The sequence below is a fragment of the Microlunatus elymi genome (assembly GCF_007362775.1).
In the GTDB taxonomy this organism is placed as follows: domain Bacteria; phylum Actinomycetota; class Actinomycetes; order Propionibacteriales; family Propionibacteriaceae; genus Microlunatus; species Microlunatus elymi.
In genome coordinates this window covers 3134432-3147323 of sequence record NZ_CP041692.1, presented here as the reverse complement: position 1 = coordinate 3147323, position 12892 = coordinate 3134432, and the positions used below count along the sequence as shown (strand labels likewise).

At 66.7% G+C, this 12892-nt stretch carries 9 protein-coding genes; 5 read left to right on the top strand and 4 right to left on the bottom strand.

What is annotated here, in order from left to right:
- Positions 1-71: 71 nt before the first annotated feature.
- Together FOE78_RS14080 and FOE78_RS14075 are read left to right on the top strand one after the other, a co-directional pair.
- A complete protein-coding gene (locus FOE78_RS14080) occupies positions 72-1136 on the top strand; it encodes a lipoate--protein ligase family protein (RefSeq protein ID WP_143986856.1) in 1065 nt (354 codons plus the stop codon).
- Complete coding sequence (locus FOE78_RS14075) at positions 1136-1963, top strand: PhzF family phenazine biosynthesis protein (protein ID WP_143986855.1); 828 nt, start codon at positions 1136-1138, stop codon at positions 1961-1963. The genes FOE78_RS14080 and FOE78_RS14075 overlap by 1 nt, the downstream gene beginning before the upstream one ends.
- 27 nt (positions 1964-1990) lie before the next feature.
- Here the strand turns inward: FOE78_RS14075 and FOE78_RS14070 are convergent, their stop codons facing one another.
- Positions 1991-3316 carry a hypothetical protein gene (locus tag FOE78_RS14070; protein ID WP_143986854.1) on the bottom strand — a complete coding sequence of 442 codons (1326 nt, stop codon included), beginning with the start codon at positions 3314-3316 and terminating at the stop codon, positions 1991-1993.
- A gap of 80 nt (positions 3317-3396) precedes the next feature.
- On the opposite strand from FOE78_RS14070, the gene FOE78_RS14065 reads away from it, so the two are divergent.
- Complete coding sequence (locus FOE78_RS14065; protein WP_228265833.1) at positions 3397-4461, top strand: threonine aldolase family protein; 1065 nt, start codon at positions 3397-3399, stop codon at positions 4459-4461.
- A gap of 147 nt (positions 4462-4608) precedes the next feature.
- Here FOE78_RS14065 and FOE78_RS14060 read toward each other — a convergent pair whose 3' ends face one another.
- The 3 genes from FOE78_RS14060 to FOE78_RS14050 all read right to left on the bottom strand — a co-directional run bounded on the left by FOE78_RS14060 (position 4609) and on the right by FOE78_RS14050 (position 8171).
- A complete protein-coding gene (locus FOE78_RS14060) occupies positions 4609-5499 on the bottom strand; it encodes a hypothetical protein (RefSeq protein WP_143986852.1) in 891 nt (296 codons plus the stop codon).
- 193 nt (positions 5500-5692) lie between these two features.
- On the bottom strand, positions 5693-6688 hold the full coding sequence (locus tag FOE78_RS14055) for a LacI family DNA-binding transcriptional regulator (RefSeq protein ID WP_143986851.1): 996 nt from the start codon (positions 6686-6688) through the stop codon (positions 5693-5695).
- Positions 6689-6731: 43 nt separating this feature from the next.
- Positions 6732-8171, bottom strand: coding sequence for a bifunctional cytidylyltransferase/SDR family oxidoreductase (locus FOE78_RS14050; RefSeq protein ID WP_143986850.1), 1440 nt, complete (start codon positions 8169-8171; stop codon positions 6732-6734).
- A 127-nt stretch (positions 8172-8298) separates the two neighbouring features.
- Here FOE78_RS14050 and FOE78_RS14045 point away from each other — a divergent pair, with 127 nt between their 5' ends.
- Together FOE78_RS14045 and FOE78_RS14040 are read left to right on the top strand one after the other, a co-directional pair.
- Positions 8299-10854 carry a CDP-glycerol glycerophosphotransferase family protein gene (locus tag FOE78_RS14045; protein ID WP_143986849.1) on the top strand — a complete coding sequence of 852 codons (2556 nt, stop codon included), beginning with the start codon at positions 8299-8301 and terminating at the stop codon, positions 10852-10854.
- 405 nt (positions 10855-11259) lie between these two features.
- The gene (locus FOE78_RS14040) at positions 11260-12882 is read left to right on the top strand and encodes a glycosyltransferase family 61 protein (RefSeq protein WP_168207519.1); all 1623 of its coding nucleotides are present in this window, start codon (positions 11260-11262) and stop codon (positions 12880-12882) included.
- Positions 12883-12892: the final 10 nt, after the last annotated feature.

Sequence of the window (12892 nt, the reverse complement as noted above, 5' to 3'; positions counted from 1 at the left end):
CAGAAACTGCAAGATCGTGATCTCCGCCACATCGGAAGAGAGTCGAGCCGGGCGGCGTTAGGTTCAGCATCATGCGTGGCGAATACAAGGTCCCGGGCGGCAAGCTGGTCGCCGCCGAGGTGGACGTCTCCGATGGCTCATTGAACTCCGTGCACATTTCCGGCGACTTCTTCCTGGAGCCGGACGACGCCCTGGATCGGATCGATCGGGCCCTGACCGGGCTGCCGGAGGACTCGTCGGTGGACCGGATGAGTGCGCTGGTGCAGGCCGCCGTCGGGCCGGACGCGCACCTGATCGGCTTCGACGCCGACGCCGTGGCGATCGCCGTACGCCGCGCGGTGGGCCGGGCGACCAGCTGGGCCGATCACACGTTCGAGATCGTGCACGGCGCCGCAGAGCGGCCCGAACTGCAGATGGCATTGGACCAGGCGCTGACCGAGTCGGTGGCCGCCGGCACCCGGGCGCCGACGCTGCGGATCTGGGAGTGGGAACGCAACGCGGTGGTGATCGGCTCCTTCCAGTCCTACCGCAACGAGATCGACGACGCGGCCTCGCAAAAGTACGACGTGACCGTGGTGCGCCGGATCTCCGGCGGGGGCGCGATGTTCATCGAGCCCGGCAACACCATCACCTATTCGCTGTACGTTCCCGGCTCGCTGGTCGAGGGGCTCAGCTTCGAACGCTCGTACGCGTTCCTGGACGACTGGGTGCTCGGTGCGCTGAAGGAACTCGGCATCGACGCGCACTACGCACCGCTGAACGACATCACCTCGCCGATCGGCAAGATCGGCGGCGCCGCGCAGAAACGCCTTGCCGTACAGAACAAACTCGGCGGCGCCGTGCTGCATCACGTGACCATGTCGTACGACATCGATGCCGCCAAGATGCTGCGGGTGCTGCGGATCGGCCGGGAGAAGCTGTCGGACAAGGGCACCACCAGCGCGAACAAGAGGGTCGACCCGCTGCGCAGCCAGACCGGGATGTCCCGGGCCGACGTGATCGAGGCGTTGAAAGATCATTTCCGAAAGCGGTACGCGACCGTCGACGGCAAGATCACCGACGCCGAACGGGCCCGCGCCGAAGCTCTGGTGACTGAGAAGTTCGGCACCGACGAGTGGCTGCACCGGGTGCCGTGATGGCCTCGTACACCTTCTCCCAGGTCGACGTCTTCGGCGCCACGCGGTACCGCGGCAATCCACTGGTGGTGGTGCACGATGCCGACGGACTGAGCACCGAGCAGATGCAGGACTTCGCCCGCTGGACCAACCTCAGCGAGACCACCTTCCTAATGTCACCGACGAACCCGGACGCCGACTACCGGGTCCGCATCTTCACCGCATCGCAGGAGTTGCCGTTCGCCGGACATCCGACCCTGGGTAGCGCCCACGCCTGGCTCGCCGCCCATCCCGGATTCGCCGATGATCGGGTCCGGCAACAGTGCGACCTCGGCGTCGTCGCGGTGCGGCGTTCGCTGGACCGGCTGTCCTTCGCTGCGCCGCCGATGATCAACTCCGGGCCGGTCGATCCGGACCTGCTCGACCGGATCGTCTCCGTGCTCGGCCTGGAATCGCAACAGGTGCTGGCATCCCGAGTGATCGACAACGGTCCCGGCTGGGTCGGACTGCTGCTCGACGACGCCGTCGACCTCCTCACGCTGCCGGGCGCCGGCCTGCCCGGTGCGATCGGGCTGGTCAGCCGGACGGCGACGGCCGGCTACGACGTCGAGTTGCGGGCCTTCTTCGAGAGCAACGGCATCGCGGTCGAGGACCCGGTGACCGGCAGCCTCAACGCCGCAGTGGCCCAGTGGTTGCTGCCGGCCGGTCTGCTGACCGCCCCGTATCGCGCCCATCAGGGCACGTGCGTCGGAGCCGACGGAGTGATCATGATCGAGCAGGACGCCGGTGGACAGGTCTGGGTCGGCGGCCGCACCCAGACCATGATCAACGGCCGGGTCAGTTTCTGATCGGCGACCCAAAGCGACTGGAGCCGGTCAGCGTTCGCGCGGATAGGACTGCCGGGTACGCAGCCGGTGCAGCAACCGCCGTTTCAGTGCCGCGGCCAGCTCGCGCGAGCTGAACGCGCCGGCCAACTGCTCGGCCCGGCGGTTCGCCGGGATCGCCCGGGCGCGATCGGCCAACGAACGCGTCGTCTCCCGGGCCAGTTGCTGCCGGAGCTTGGCGATCTGTTCCTGGTTGGCCAGCTCGGTGGCCAGGAAGCGCTCCCGGGACTGCTGCCCGGCCAGCACTCCCGCGGCGACCGCGTCGGCCGCGATCTCGATCGGGATCTCGGTGATGTCCTGCCACGGCGCGGTCCGCGACTCCACCGCGAGGTTGTCCAGGTCCCCGACCACCCGGACGTCCATCGCGCCGATCTCGTCGGCGAAGCGACGCCCGTCCTTGTCGGCGATCTCGCCGGCCCACGGCGGCAGCATCACCCGTGGCCCGCCGGCCGGGACCTTACGCTGCTCCGGGCCCAGCTGAATCGCGCCCTTCCACACCAGCGAGTAGAAGGACCGCCAGTCGACGCCCCGATCGCGCATCATCACGTTCGCCTGCCGGAACAGCTCGGCATCGATTCCGGTCAGCGATCGGTTGCTGCGGTTCCAGTCCAACATCCCCGCCGGCAGCCCGAGCATCGCCTCGAACGAGCTCGTCATCAGGCTCGGATCGGCATGGTCGACGATGATCACGGTGACGTTCCGGGGGCCTACCAGCCTGGCCCACCGATCGACCAGGCCGCTCTGATCGTAGGCTCGTTGAAACCTGGCGGAGATCGGATGCTGCGCGGACCGACCGTAGAACCGACGCAGCCATTCCTCCAGCGGCTCGGTCAGGGCATCGTCCCTGATCTCCTGCGACCACAGCGACGGCACGATCAGGCCGGGAGCTCGCAGCGTGATGCAGACGTGGACGCGGTCTCCGACGGCGTCGACGATCCGTTCTGCGATGGCATCGTCGGCCTGGCTCGCGAATTCATGGCTGAGGAAGATTCGGCGGTCCTGATCACCGTCGATCTCGGCGCGGAGTCGGCTCCAGACCTTCTTGCTCGGCACCCCCGACGTCGCAACATCGAGCAGGTCGGGGCGAAGGCGATCCGACCGCCGCCAGGTGTCGACACTCCAGCCCATCAACGCACCGAACTGCCGCCGATGGTTGAAGTCGTTGCCGGGGTAGCGCACGCCGTGAGCCAGCAATTGGTCTCGACGCGCACTCGCCGCTGCTTGCACCGACGTGGTCCCGGTCTTCATCGGACCGATGTGCAGCAGCCGGGTGCGTTCGGGCAACAACAGTTCGTCACTGGGTTCACGGATCAACATCGCGGGTCACCATAGTCCCTCAGCTTCTGTTCCAGACAGGTCCGAGCTGTGTGCGAGGTAGCAGATGAGAGACTCCGCTGGTGAACAGCTTGCATGACCCAGACCTCCGCGGCTTCGCTTCCGACAACTATGCCGGTGTCCATCCGGAAGTGCTGGCGGCGCTGACAAGTGCCAATGGTGGCCACCAGATCTCGTACGGAGGTGACGCCTACACCGCGCGGTTGGCTGAGGTGCTGGGCGAGCAGTTCGGCCAACAGGTACAGGTGTTTCCGGTCTTCAACGGCACCGGCGCGAACGTGGTCGGGTTGAAGTCGATGCTGCCGCACTGGGGTTCGGTGATCTGCGCCGAGAGCGCGCACATCAACACCGACGAGGCCGGCGCGCCGGAACGGGTGGCCGGGATCAAGCTGCTCACCGTGCCCAGCGTCGACGGCAAGCTCCGGCCCGATGATCTTGACCGCTATCCGCGCGAACCCGACGACGTCCATCACCCGCTGCCGGGAGTGGTGTCGATCACCCAGTCCACCGAGTTGGGCACCGTCTACACCGCCGAGGAGTTGCGTGCCCTCACGGACCGGGCCCATGCGCTCGGGCTGACGGTGCACCTGGACGGATCCCGGCTGGCCAACGCGGCGGCGTCACTGGACCTGCCGCTGCGAGCGTTGACCACCGACGCCGGCGTGGACGTGCTGTCGCTGGGCGGCACCAAGAACGGGTTGATCTTCGGCGAGTTGGTGCTGGCGATCAATCCGGACGCGGTGACCGGCCTTGGCTATCTGCAGAAGCTCAACATGCAGCTGGCCTCGAAGATGCGCTTCGTGTCGGCGCAGTTCCTGGCCCTGCTGGAGGATGATCTCTGGCAGCGGTCGGCGGCGCACGCCAACGCGATGGCCCGTCGACTGCGTACGGGGTTGGAGGAGCGAGTCTCCTCCGGCGCGATCACCGGCATCAGCTTCAGCCAGCCGACCGACGCGAACACCATCCTGGCCACCTTGCCGGCAGGTGTCGCCGACCGGCTGCGGCAGAAGTTCGCCTTCTACGATTGGGATCCGGCCGCCGGCGAGGTCCGCTGGGTGTGCTCGTTCGACACCACCACCGAGGACGTCGACGGCTTCATCGCCGCCGTAGAATCCGAACTCCGCTAGAGCAGCCGTCCCGACCACGTTGACTCGGGGAACGCACCCGCGGCCGCGTATGCCGCAGTCCGCGAAGCGGGCTCGGCGAGTCGGTCTATGGAAGTGGCCACGCCCGGGGGTCCGGGGGTCGCCCCCCGCGTGAGCGAAGCGAACAGATCAACGCAGTCCGTCGATCTGGTCGAAGTCACCGTAGCCGTTGCGGGACCCGCCCCCGCCGGACCACTGCCACATCAGCGCGTACTTCGACCCGGAGGTCTGGCCGCCGAAGAAGTGCGCGCAGGTCGACGTGCCGGACAGGCACCAGCCGTTCGGTCGGTGCGCCAGGCTGCGGGTGAATGACTCGTAGGTCCACTCGTACGTGTTCGGGATCAGCGAGTCGGTGCCGGTGCCGAAGATCGACCGCCAGATGTCCGGGGCCGAATACACGCCGGCCTTGTCGTGCGAGTGGCCGGTCAGGTAGTCGGCGTAGCCGTTGACCTCGGCTCGATCGACGGCGTACGCGACGCCGTGCGATCGCACCCGGCCGCTGCAGGGGGAGGTGTAGACGGTGTTCCAGCCGTTGTCCGGGGCCGGGGTGTAGGACGGCGAGTCGCCCGGGATCTCGATGTCCATGAACGCCACCGGATAGGTGATGTGGTGCAGGGAGAGGTCGTGCAGGGTCTGCGCCGCCTGCTTCTCACCCCAGGACTTCGCCTCGCTCGCCGTCCCGTTGTAGTGCGGGTCGACACCCGGCCCACCCATGAAGTAGTACCCGCCGACGCCGACACCGCGGTGATAGGTCAGGTAGTCGGTGTTGGCCTGCTTGGCGTTGGTCGAGGACCACACGACGATCTTGTGACAGCCGGTCAGGTTGGCCCAGTTGCCGACCATGCCGATGTAGCCGCCGTACGAGCCGCCGATCACCGGCTCCTGGTACGGCGCCGAACCGGACACCTTGACGGTCGAGCTGTCGGTCCCGTACCAGAACCCGCTGGGATGATCACCGGCAGCGAGCGCAGCCGGCGCGGACACCGCCAACACCAGCAGCGCTGCGCTTGCGGTAGCCACCGCGCGAAGAGTTCCCCCGATATGCCCGGCCATGTCCACCACCCCGAAAATCCCACCGAACGGAATCAGCGTAGTGACCCGGATCACACCGCACCGGCCGCCTCAGCCGCGCTTCAACCTTCCCCAACCGAGTTGTCAGAAGGTAGTCGGGTCATAGCCCACCTACGTTCTGACAGGTCGGGAGTGGGAGTGGTCAGCGGGTTGCGGTGCTGGCCCGCTCGATCAACCGGTAGGGGATGGTGACGCTCATGATCGGCGCGGCCGGGTTCGCGATCCGGCTCAGCAGCACGTCCACCGCGGTGTCGGCGAAGCGTTGCTTGTCGAAGTCGATCGTGGTCAGCGCCGGCACGGTGGTGGCCGAGTCGGTGATGTTGTCGTAGCCCACGATGGACACGTCGTCGGGCACGGACAGTCCGTGCGCGTGCAGCGCGCTGATCACCCCGAAGGCGATCGTGTCGGTCATGCAGACGACGGCCTCCGGCGGTTCGTGCCGGTCCAGGAACGCGCTGAACGACTCGGCCGCATCGGTGGAATGCCAACCCTCACAGGGAACAAGCAGTGATCGGTCGATCTTGATCTCGGCCGACCGCAGCGCCTTGCGGTAGCCGGCCAGCCGCAGTTGTGCGGTGGCCATCGGGCCGGTGCCGACGATCGCGATCCGCCGATGGCCCTGGTCGATCAGCAACCCGGTCAGCTCCCGGACGGCAGCCACGTTGTCGATCCAGACGTGATCGACGATCGGTTGATCAACTTCGCCGATCAGCACCACCGGCGGCAGGTTGACGTCGCGTTGCACGGCCGTGGTCTCCAACCGGACCGGATTCAAGATCAATCCGTCCACCAGCTGCGCCCGGGCCCGGGACATCAGTTCGACCTCGCGTTCGCCGCTGCCGGCGGTCTCCTCGATCTGAACGTGGAGTCCGCGGCCGGCCGCTGCCTCCACGAAGTGATGACACATCTCGGCCGAGTAGGGCATCCGCAGGTCCGCCATCGCCACCGCGATCATCCCGGTCCGGCCGTTGCGCAGGCCCCGGGCGGACAGATTCGGTACGTAGTCCAGCGCGGCCAGCGCTTCCTCCACCCGGGAGCGGGTGTCGGGACTGACCCGGAAGGTGCCGTTGAGCACGTTGGAGACGGTCTTCGGGGACACCCCGGCTCGGGCTGCCACGTCGCGGACCGTCGCTCGCATGCCGGTCAATTTAGTCCGCACCCAGGTCTCAGCCGGAGCCGCGTCAGCCGTTGTCGGCGGCCGCCGGCCCGTCCTCGCGGCGGATGTCGATGACGTGTCCGGTCTGGGCCGCGAGCAGTACGTCCAGCGACTGCCGGGCGACCTCGGTGGAGGCCAGCAGGGTGCCCTCGGGTTCGGCACCGAACGCCTTGGTCCGCATCGGCGTCGCGGTCCGCTCCGGGTTGATGCAGTTGACCCGGATGCCGAGACCCGCCCACTCGTCGGCCAGGGCCTGAGTCAGGTTCACCACCGCGGCCTTGGCCGAGGAGTAGAGGGCGTAGCCGGACCGGCCGCGGGTGTAGGAGGACGAGGTGAAGAGCAGCAGCGAGCCCTTCGTCTCGGCCAGATAGGGCTGAAACTCCTGAGCTATGAAGACCGGGCCGAGGTAGTTGATCTCGGTGGCGGAGTAGATGGTCTCCTCGCTGGTTTCGGCCAACTGGCCCCGGGGCAGCACCCCGGCGGTGTTGACCACGAAGTCGACCCGGCCGCTCTTGGCCATCACCGACTCCGCCGCGGCGTGCACGTCCTCGCGCCGGTCCACGTGGGTGTTGGTGGAGGAACGGGAGAAGGTGTGGACCTCGGCACCGTAGCCGCGGGCGAGTTTCGCGATGTCGGCGCCGATCCCGTACGAGCCGCCGAAGATCACCATCGTCCGGCCGCGCAGCGCGGCCTCGTACTCCTGCGGGCTGGGCGCGAGCGGATGATCGGCCGAGGTGAGCTGGAAGAGCTTGTCGGCCAGGTAGACGTCGATCGGCTCGGTGATCTTCATGTTGCGCTCGTGCCCGTCGACCACCGCGATCGGTACGTCGGGCAGGTAACGCAGCACCACCGTGCAGTCGTCGGTGGCGGTGAAGTTCGGATCCTGATTGGCGAATTCGTACGCCTTGCGCAGCACCGACAGCCGGAACGACTGCGGGGTCTGGCCGCGGCGCAGCAGCGCGCGCCGGAGGACGTCGGAGATCACCGGCTGCTCGCCGCCAACCCGCTTGCCGGCGTCGAGTTCGCCGTCGACCTGGATGATGGTGTCCGCCGACGGTATCGCGGTGTCGACCGCGGCGTAGTCGGCCAGCGCGCGGACGTTGGCCTCGATGATCGTCTGCGAGACCAGCGGTCGGACCGCGTCGTGCAGGATGACGTTGCACTCCTGATCACCGAGCGCGGCCAGCGCGGCTTGGGTGGTGTCGTTGCGGGTGCCGGCGCCCTCCAGGATCCGGGTGACCTTGGTGTAGCCGCCCCCGTTGACAATCGCTCGTACCGGGTCGAGATGGCCCGGCGTCATCATGATGATGATCTCGTCGATCAGCGGCGACCGGCTGAGCGCGCTGATGGTGTGTTCGATCACCGGCTTGCCCGCGATCTTGATCAACTGCTTGGGGATGTCCAGTCCGACCCGGGTGCCGGTGCCGCCGGCCAGCACGACGGCGACGTTCCGCAGCTTCTCCACTCGATGACCCTAACGTGTCTCCGACAAGGATCCTCGCCGGCTGGACCAGGTGGTACCTTCGCAGCGTTCGTATCACTGCTGGGCCGAGCCGGGCTGCGTCGCGTCGTCGGCAATTGCAAGGAGTTTGATGACCAAGATCGAACTGGGCTCACCTCTGAAGCGGCTTGTCGGTCGGGTCCGGCAGCTGTCCGGCTCCTCGGCTTCAGCTCCGAATCCCAAGCAGCAGGACGCGCAGCAGCCGGTCGAGTCCGAGCAGCCGCCGAACGCGCTGACCTCCCGACTGCTCCGCGTCTGCTGGGCCGAACCCGACTACGCGGGCGTCCGGCGCCTGGTGCTCGAGGGGGCTGCCTGGCGGCGCGGCGACACGCTGAACGGGACGCGGGTGATCGGCGTACGGCTGGTTCGCGGCGACAACTCGTACGAGCTTCCGGTCGAGCCGCTGTGCTCGGCGGCGTTCAACGACTTCTCCAAGAGCCCGATGCAGGACCGGACGCATTCGGGGTTCCGAGCCGTGATCGATCTGATCCAGCTGGTGCCGGCCGAGCTACGCGACGACGCCTCGTCCGTCTTCGAACACACCTGGCAGGTTCAGCTGGTCGTACGAGACGAGGCCGGGGACGTCACCGACCGACTCCGTGACCGCGACGACGGGGGCTCGGCGGGTCAACTCAACGCCGGCTTTCTGGGCCGAGGTCTACTGGCCCGGCCCACCTGGAGCAAGGGCCGCGGCTTGAGCATCGTCGTGTCGAGACGTGCCTTCTCGCTGCGCGACGTGGCGCTGGAAGCAGACCAGTTCGTCGCAACCGTCGAACGCCGCGGTGACTTCGCGGCGACGACCGCACTCCTTCGGCGTGAGAACACCGACATCCCGCTGCGACTGCGCGAAGCGGACGCCGGGGCGGTCGAGATTTCCGGTTCGTACGCCGAGGCGCTGGATCTGGATCCGACGTCACTGCGTGCTCAGTCCTGGTATCTGCTGGTTGCCGACGCCGACGGAGCAACCCGGCACGTCCACTGGCAGGGCGACGCGCGGCACGGATTCCGTCAGCAGTCGGCCACCGACCCCCGCGCCGCGGTTCGATTCGGACCCAACGGCGTCGTCCGGCTCGACGTCCATCCCTACCGGCTGGTGGTGGACCGGATCGACCTCACGCCGGGCCGTTCGGATGACTGCGGCGATTCCGGTCGGCTGAGGATCAGCGGGACATGTCACGCGGTCTGCGCCGATCCAGCGGACTGGCGCTTGGTTGCCGGGCGGCGCACGGTGGAAGCCTCCGGGCTGGAGATCGGTGACGGCAGATTCGCCATCGAGTTCGCCCAGACCGCGATTCACGACTGGGGGCTGACGCCGGTGCCGCTGGCACTCGGTGACTACGAACTGACCACGAGCGTCGATCGTGCTGATCGCGGCCCGACCGCCGAGGCCGAGGTGAAGGCGACGCTGGACGCAGAACTGGCCGAGACGCTGCCGCGGACGGTGCGTACCGCGGGCAACACGTTCGAAATCCGCCGGGGCCGGGCAGACGCCCTGACGATCCGGATCGGTCCGCCGCTGGCAGCGGGCGAACGCAGCAAGTACACGGTCCGCCGGCTGGAGAATCGGCACGTGTCCGGCCCGGTCGCCCCCACCGACACTGTGCTGCTCAACAGCTACTTCGGCAAGTCGGTCAGCGACAACAGCCTGGCCATCGCCGACGTCATCGCCGATCGACGGCCGGATCTGCGTTTGCTGTGGACGGTTGCCGATTATTCGGTCGAGGTCCCCGGCGGCACCACCGGACTGGTCTACAAGAGCGCCGAGTGGTGGCGGGCGCTGACCAGCTCGCGCTACATCATCGACAATTGCTGGCTGCCGGGCCGGTTCCGGCGCCGGGACCATCAACGTGTGCTGCAGGCCTGGCACGGTACGCCGCTCAAACTCCTCGGTAACGACCGGATCGGAATTCGGCGCGGTGACGAATATCGTCGCAAAACCGCGGAAGAAGTCGGTCAGTGGGACTTTCTCATTGCGCAGAACGAATACAGCAAGAAGATCTTCGAATCCGCCTACGGTTATCGTGGAAACATCCTGCAGATCGGCTATCCGCGCAATGACGTGCTTGTCCGCGCGGACGACGCGTACCGCCATTCGGTGCGGCAGCGGTTGGGGATCGAGGGCGCGGACCGGGTCGTTCTGTACGCTCCCACCTGGCGGGAGCAGGCCAAGGGTCTGTTCCGGGAACTCGACTTCGATGCGGTGACGTCTTTCCTCGGCCCGACCGGCCGACTCCTGGTGCGTGGGCATCCCAATGTCGTGAAATATGGCCGCGGTGTGGCGGGCGAGCGACTTCTCGACGTGACGCTCTATCCGCAGTTGTCGGATCTGTACCTGGCCAGCGATGTGATGATCACCGACTACTCGTCGACGATGTTCGATTTCAGCGTCACGGGCAAGCCGATAATCTTCTTCGTACCGGATCTGGAGGAGTACAGCGACGTTCGCCGGGGAACTTACTTCGATCTGGCCGCCTCCGCGCCCGGGCCCGTGCTGCGGACGACAGACGAGACGATCGACGCACTGCGGGATCTGGACGAGGTCGCGAAGGCGCACGCCGACAACTACCGAGCGTGGCAGCAGAAATTCAACCCCCTGGACGACGGGCGCGCCGCCGAGCGCGCTGTCGACGCATTGCTCGCCGGTTGAGATTGTTGGAAGCAAGCTGAGAGATCGCTGCCCGCTGTAAAGGTCTGCTCGGGTGCGACGTGTCACGCTTGGGCGATGGTCCTCCTGGGTCAGCATTGAAGAAAAACCCCATGGCATTTCGATACGAGCGAGGTGGTTTCGATGACTGATGATTCGACTCGACAGCAGATTGATTCCATGAGCAGAGCAGCAAAAGCAACAGCGGGACGTACCGCCCGACGCCTCCGTCGGACGGGCCGGGCGTCGTTGGCACGATTGAATCGGCTGTCCGGTGAATTGGTGTCGACAGGCGTCCGGAAAGACGGGTCTGCACCTCGTTCAGCTCTTCTCGGCCGCTATTCGTCGCTGATCCCGCAGCGTTCCGACCTCAAGGTCGCGATCGTCGCGAACGAATGGTCCGACGCCGTGCGAGAACTTGCCGAAGGCTTCAAAGGGGCGCGACTGTTCGTCGTCCTGAAATCCGGAAACTCGTCGTGGGATCCGGACCGATACGGCGCCAAAGTCGTCCTGGCGGGCGGCGGCCCGGTGCAGATCAGCGAACGACTCCTTCCTTTCGGTCACCTGGATGTGGTGATCAATCTGCGCAGCGACACCGACGGGCGGCACGTGAAAATGTGGCGCCTGTTGTACTTCCACCTGCGGGCCGGCGGGATCTACGCCGTCGACCGGAGTTCGATCATGCCCGCCGCCAAGGGGGAGCCGTCGCTGTTCAGGCGCCTGCGGGATCTCTCCGCGTACGTGAGTACGCCCCCGTCGGAGCTTGCCACCCTGGAAGAGCCGAACAAGTCCATTGCCGAGTCGATCGAATCGTTGGTCATCGACAGCGACTATCTGATTGTCGGCAAGGGCAACACCCACCACCTCAAGGTACGGGACCGGGTCGCGACCCGGATGCTGCGTCGGCGCAGCGGCGGCGCGCTGCAGGTGACGCCGCTGGCGACCAAACCCGAAGGCACCCTGACCTCTGCCGGGAAGATCGTTTCCCACGCGCACGATCCGGCCGAGTCGGCCGCTGACGGTCTGGACGCCCAGTTGCCGTACCCGAAGCTGTATCTGCGGCGGTACGAGGGCAGGCTGTGCGTGGGGCCGGGTGGCGTCGTCCACGACGACAGCTCCATCCTGCCCGATTCGTTCCGTTTCCATCTGCGCGCCGACCTGCCGCAGGCGCGGCTGAACAATGTGGACGAGCGTTTCGCTCGACTTCGCCTGCAGGATCTGCCGGAAAAGACCCTCCCGGGCGCGTATTACTATCTCGACTACAGCAATTCCGGCCACTTCGGACATCTGATGACCGAGGGGATGCCGAAATTCTGGGGCTGGGACATCGCCAAACGCGCCGACCCCGACCTGAAGATCCTTTTGCGAATCCCCGAGCGCTATCCCGATCGACCCGAGCCGCGCTTGGAGAACGTCTTTCTCGACGCCTACGGGGTCGACCCGGACGACATCGTCTGGGTCGACGAGCCGGTGTGGGTCGAGTCGCTCGTCGGAGCCACGCCGATGTGGCACGACGCGCCGCCGTTCTACGCCCACCCCGAACTGAAGGGTGTCTGGCAGCGCATCGGCGACGCTCTCATCGACGACACTGCTCCGGAGTACGAGCGGATTTTCGTCTCCCGGCCGGTGACCTACAAGAACAGGTCCTGCCGAAACGTCGCCGAGGTCGAGCGGGTGTTCGCCGAGCACGGGTTCGAGATCCTGCAACCGCAGCGGCTGTCGTTGCCGCAGCAGGCCGGCATCTTCTCCAAGGCGCGAGTGGTCGCGGGTTTCGGCGGATCCGGCATGTTCAATCTCATGTTCGCCAGAAATCTGGAAACCATGATCGTGCTGAATCACGAGGCCTACACCGCCCGGAACGAGCACCTTTACGGCGTCGTGCTGGGTGCCGACGAGCACTGGTTCTGGAGTTCGCCGGACATTGGTCACCCCGATGGCGGCGCGCTGTACGCAGCGCATCAGTCAAGTTGGGAGTTCGACTTCGACCGCAACGGCGCAGACCTCGAACGGCTGCTCGGCGAACTGGGCTAGTGTCGTCGTC

Coding starts and splice junctions, on each gene's coding strand:
- FOE78_RS14070 (WP_143986854.1), bottom strand. CDS start 3,316: ATGTTGATCCGTGAACCCAGTGACGAACTGTTGTTGCCCGAACGCACC.
- FOE78_RS14055 (WP_143986851.1), bottom strand. CDS start 6,688: ATGCGAGCGACGGTCCGCGACGTGGCAGCCCGAGCCGGGGTGTCCCCG.
- FOE78_RS14075 (WP_143986855.1), top strand. CDS start 1,136: ATGGCCTCGTACACCTTCTCCCAGGTCGACGTCTTCGGCGCCACGCGG.
- FOE78_RS14080 (WP_143986856.1), top strand. CDS start 72: ATGCGTGGCGAATACAAGGTCCCGGGCGGCAAGCTGGTCGCCGCCGAG.
- FOE78_RS14045 (WP_143986849.1), top strand. CDS start 8,299: ATGACCAAGATCGAACTGGGCTCACCTCTGAAGCGGCTTGTCGGTCGG.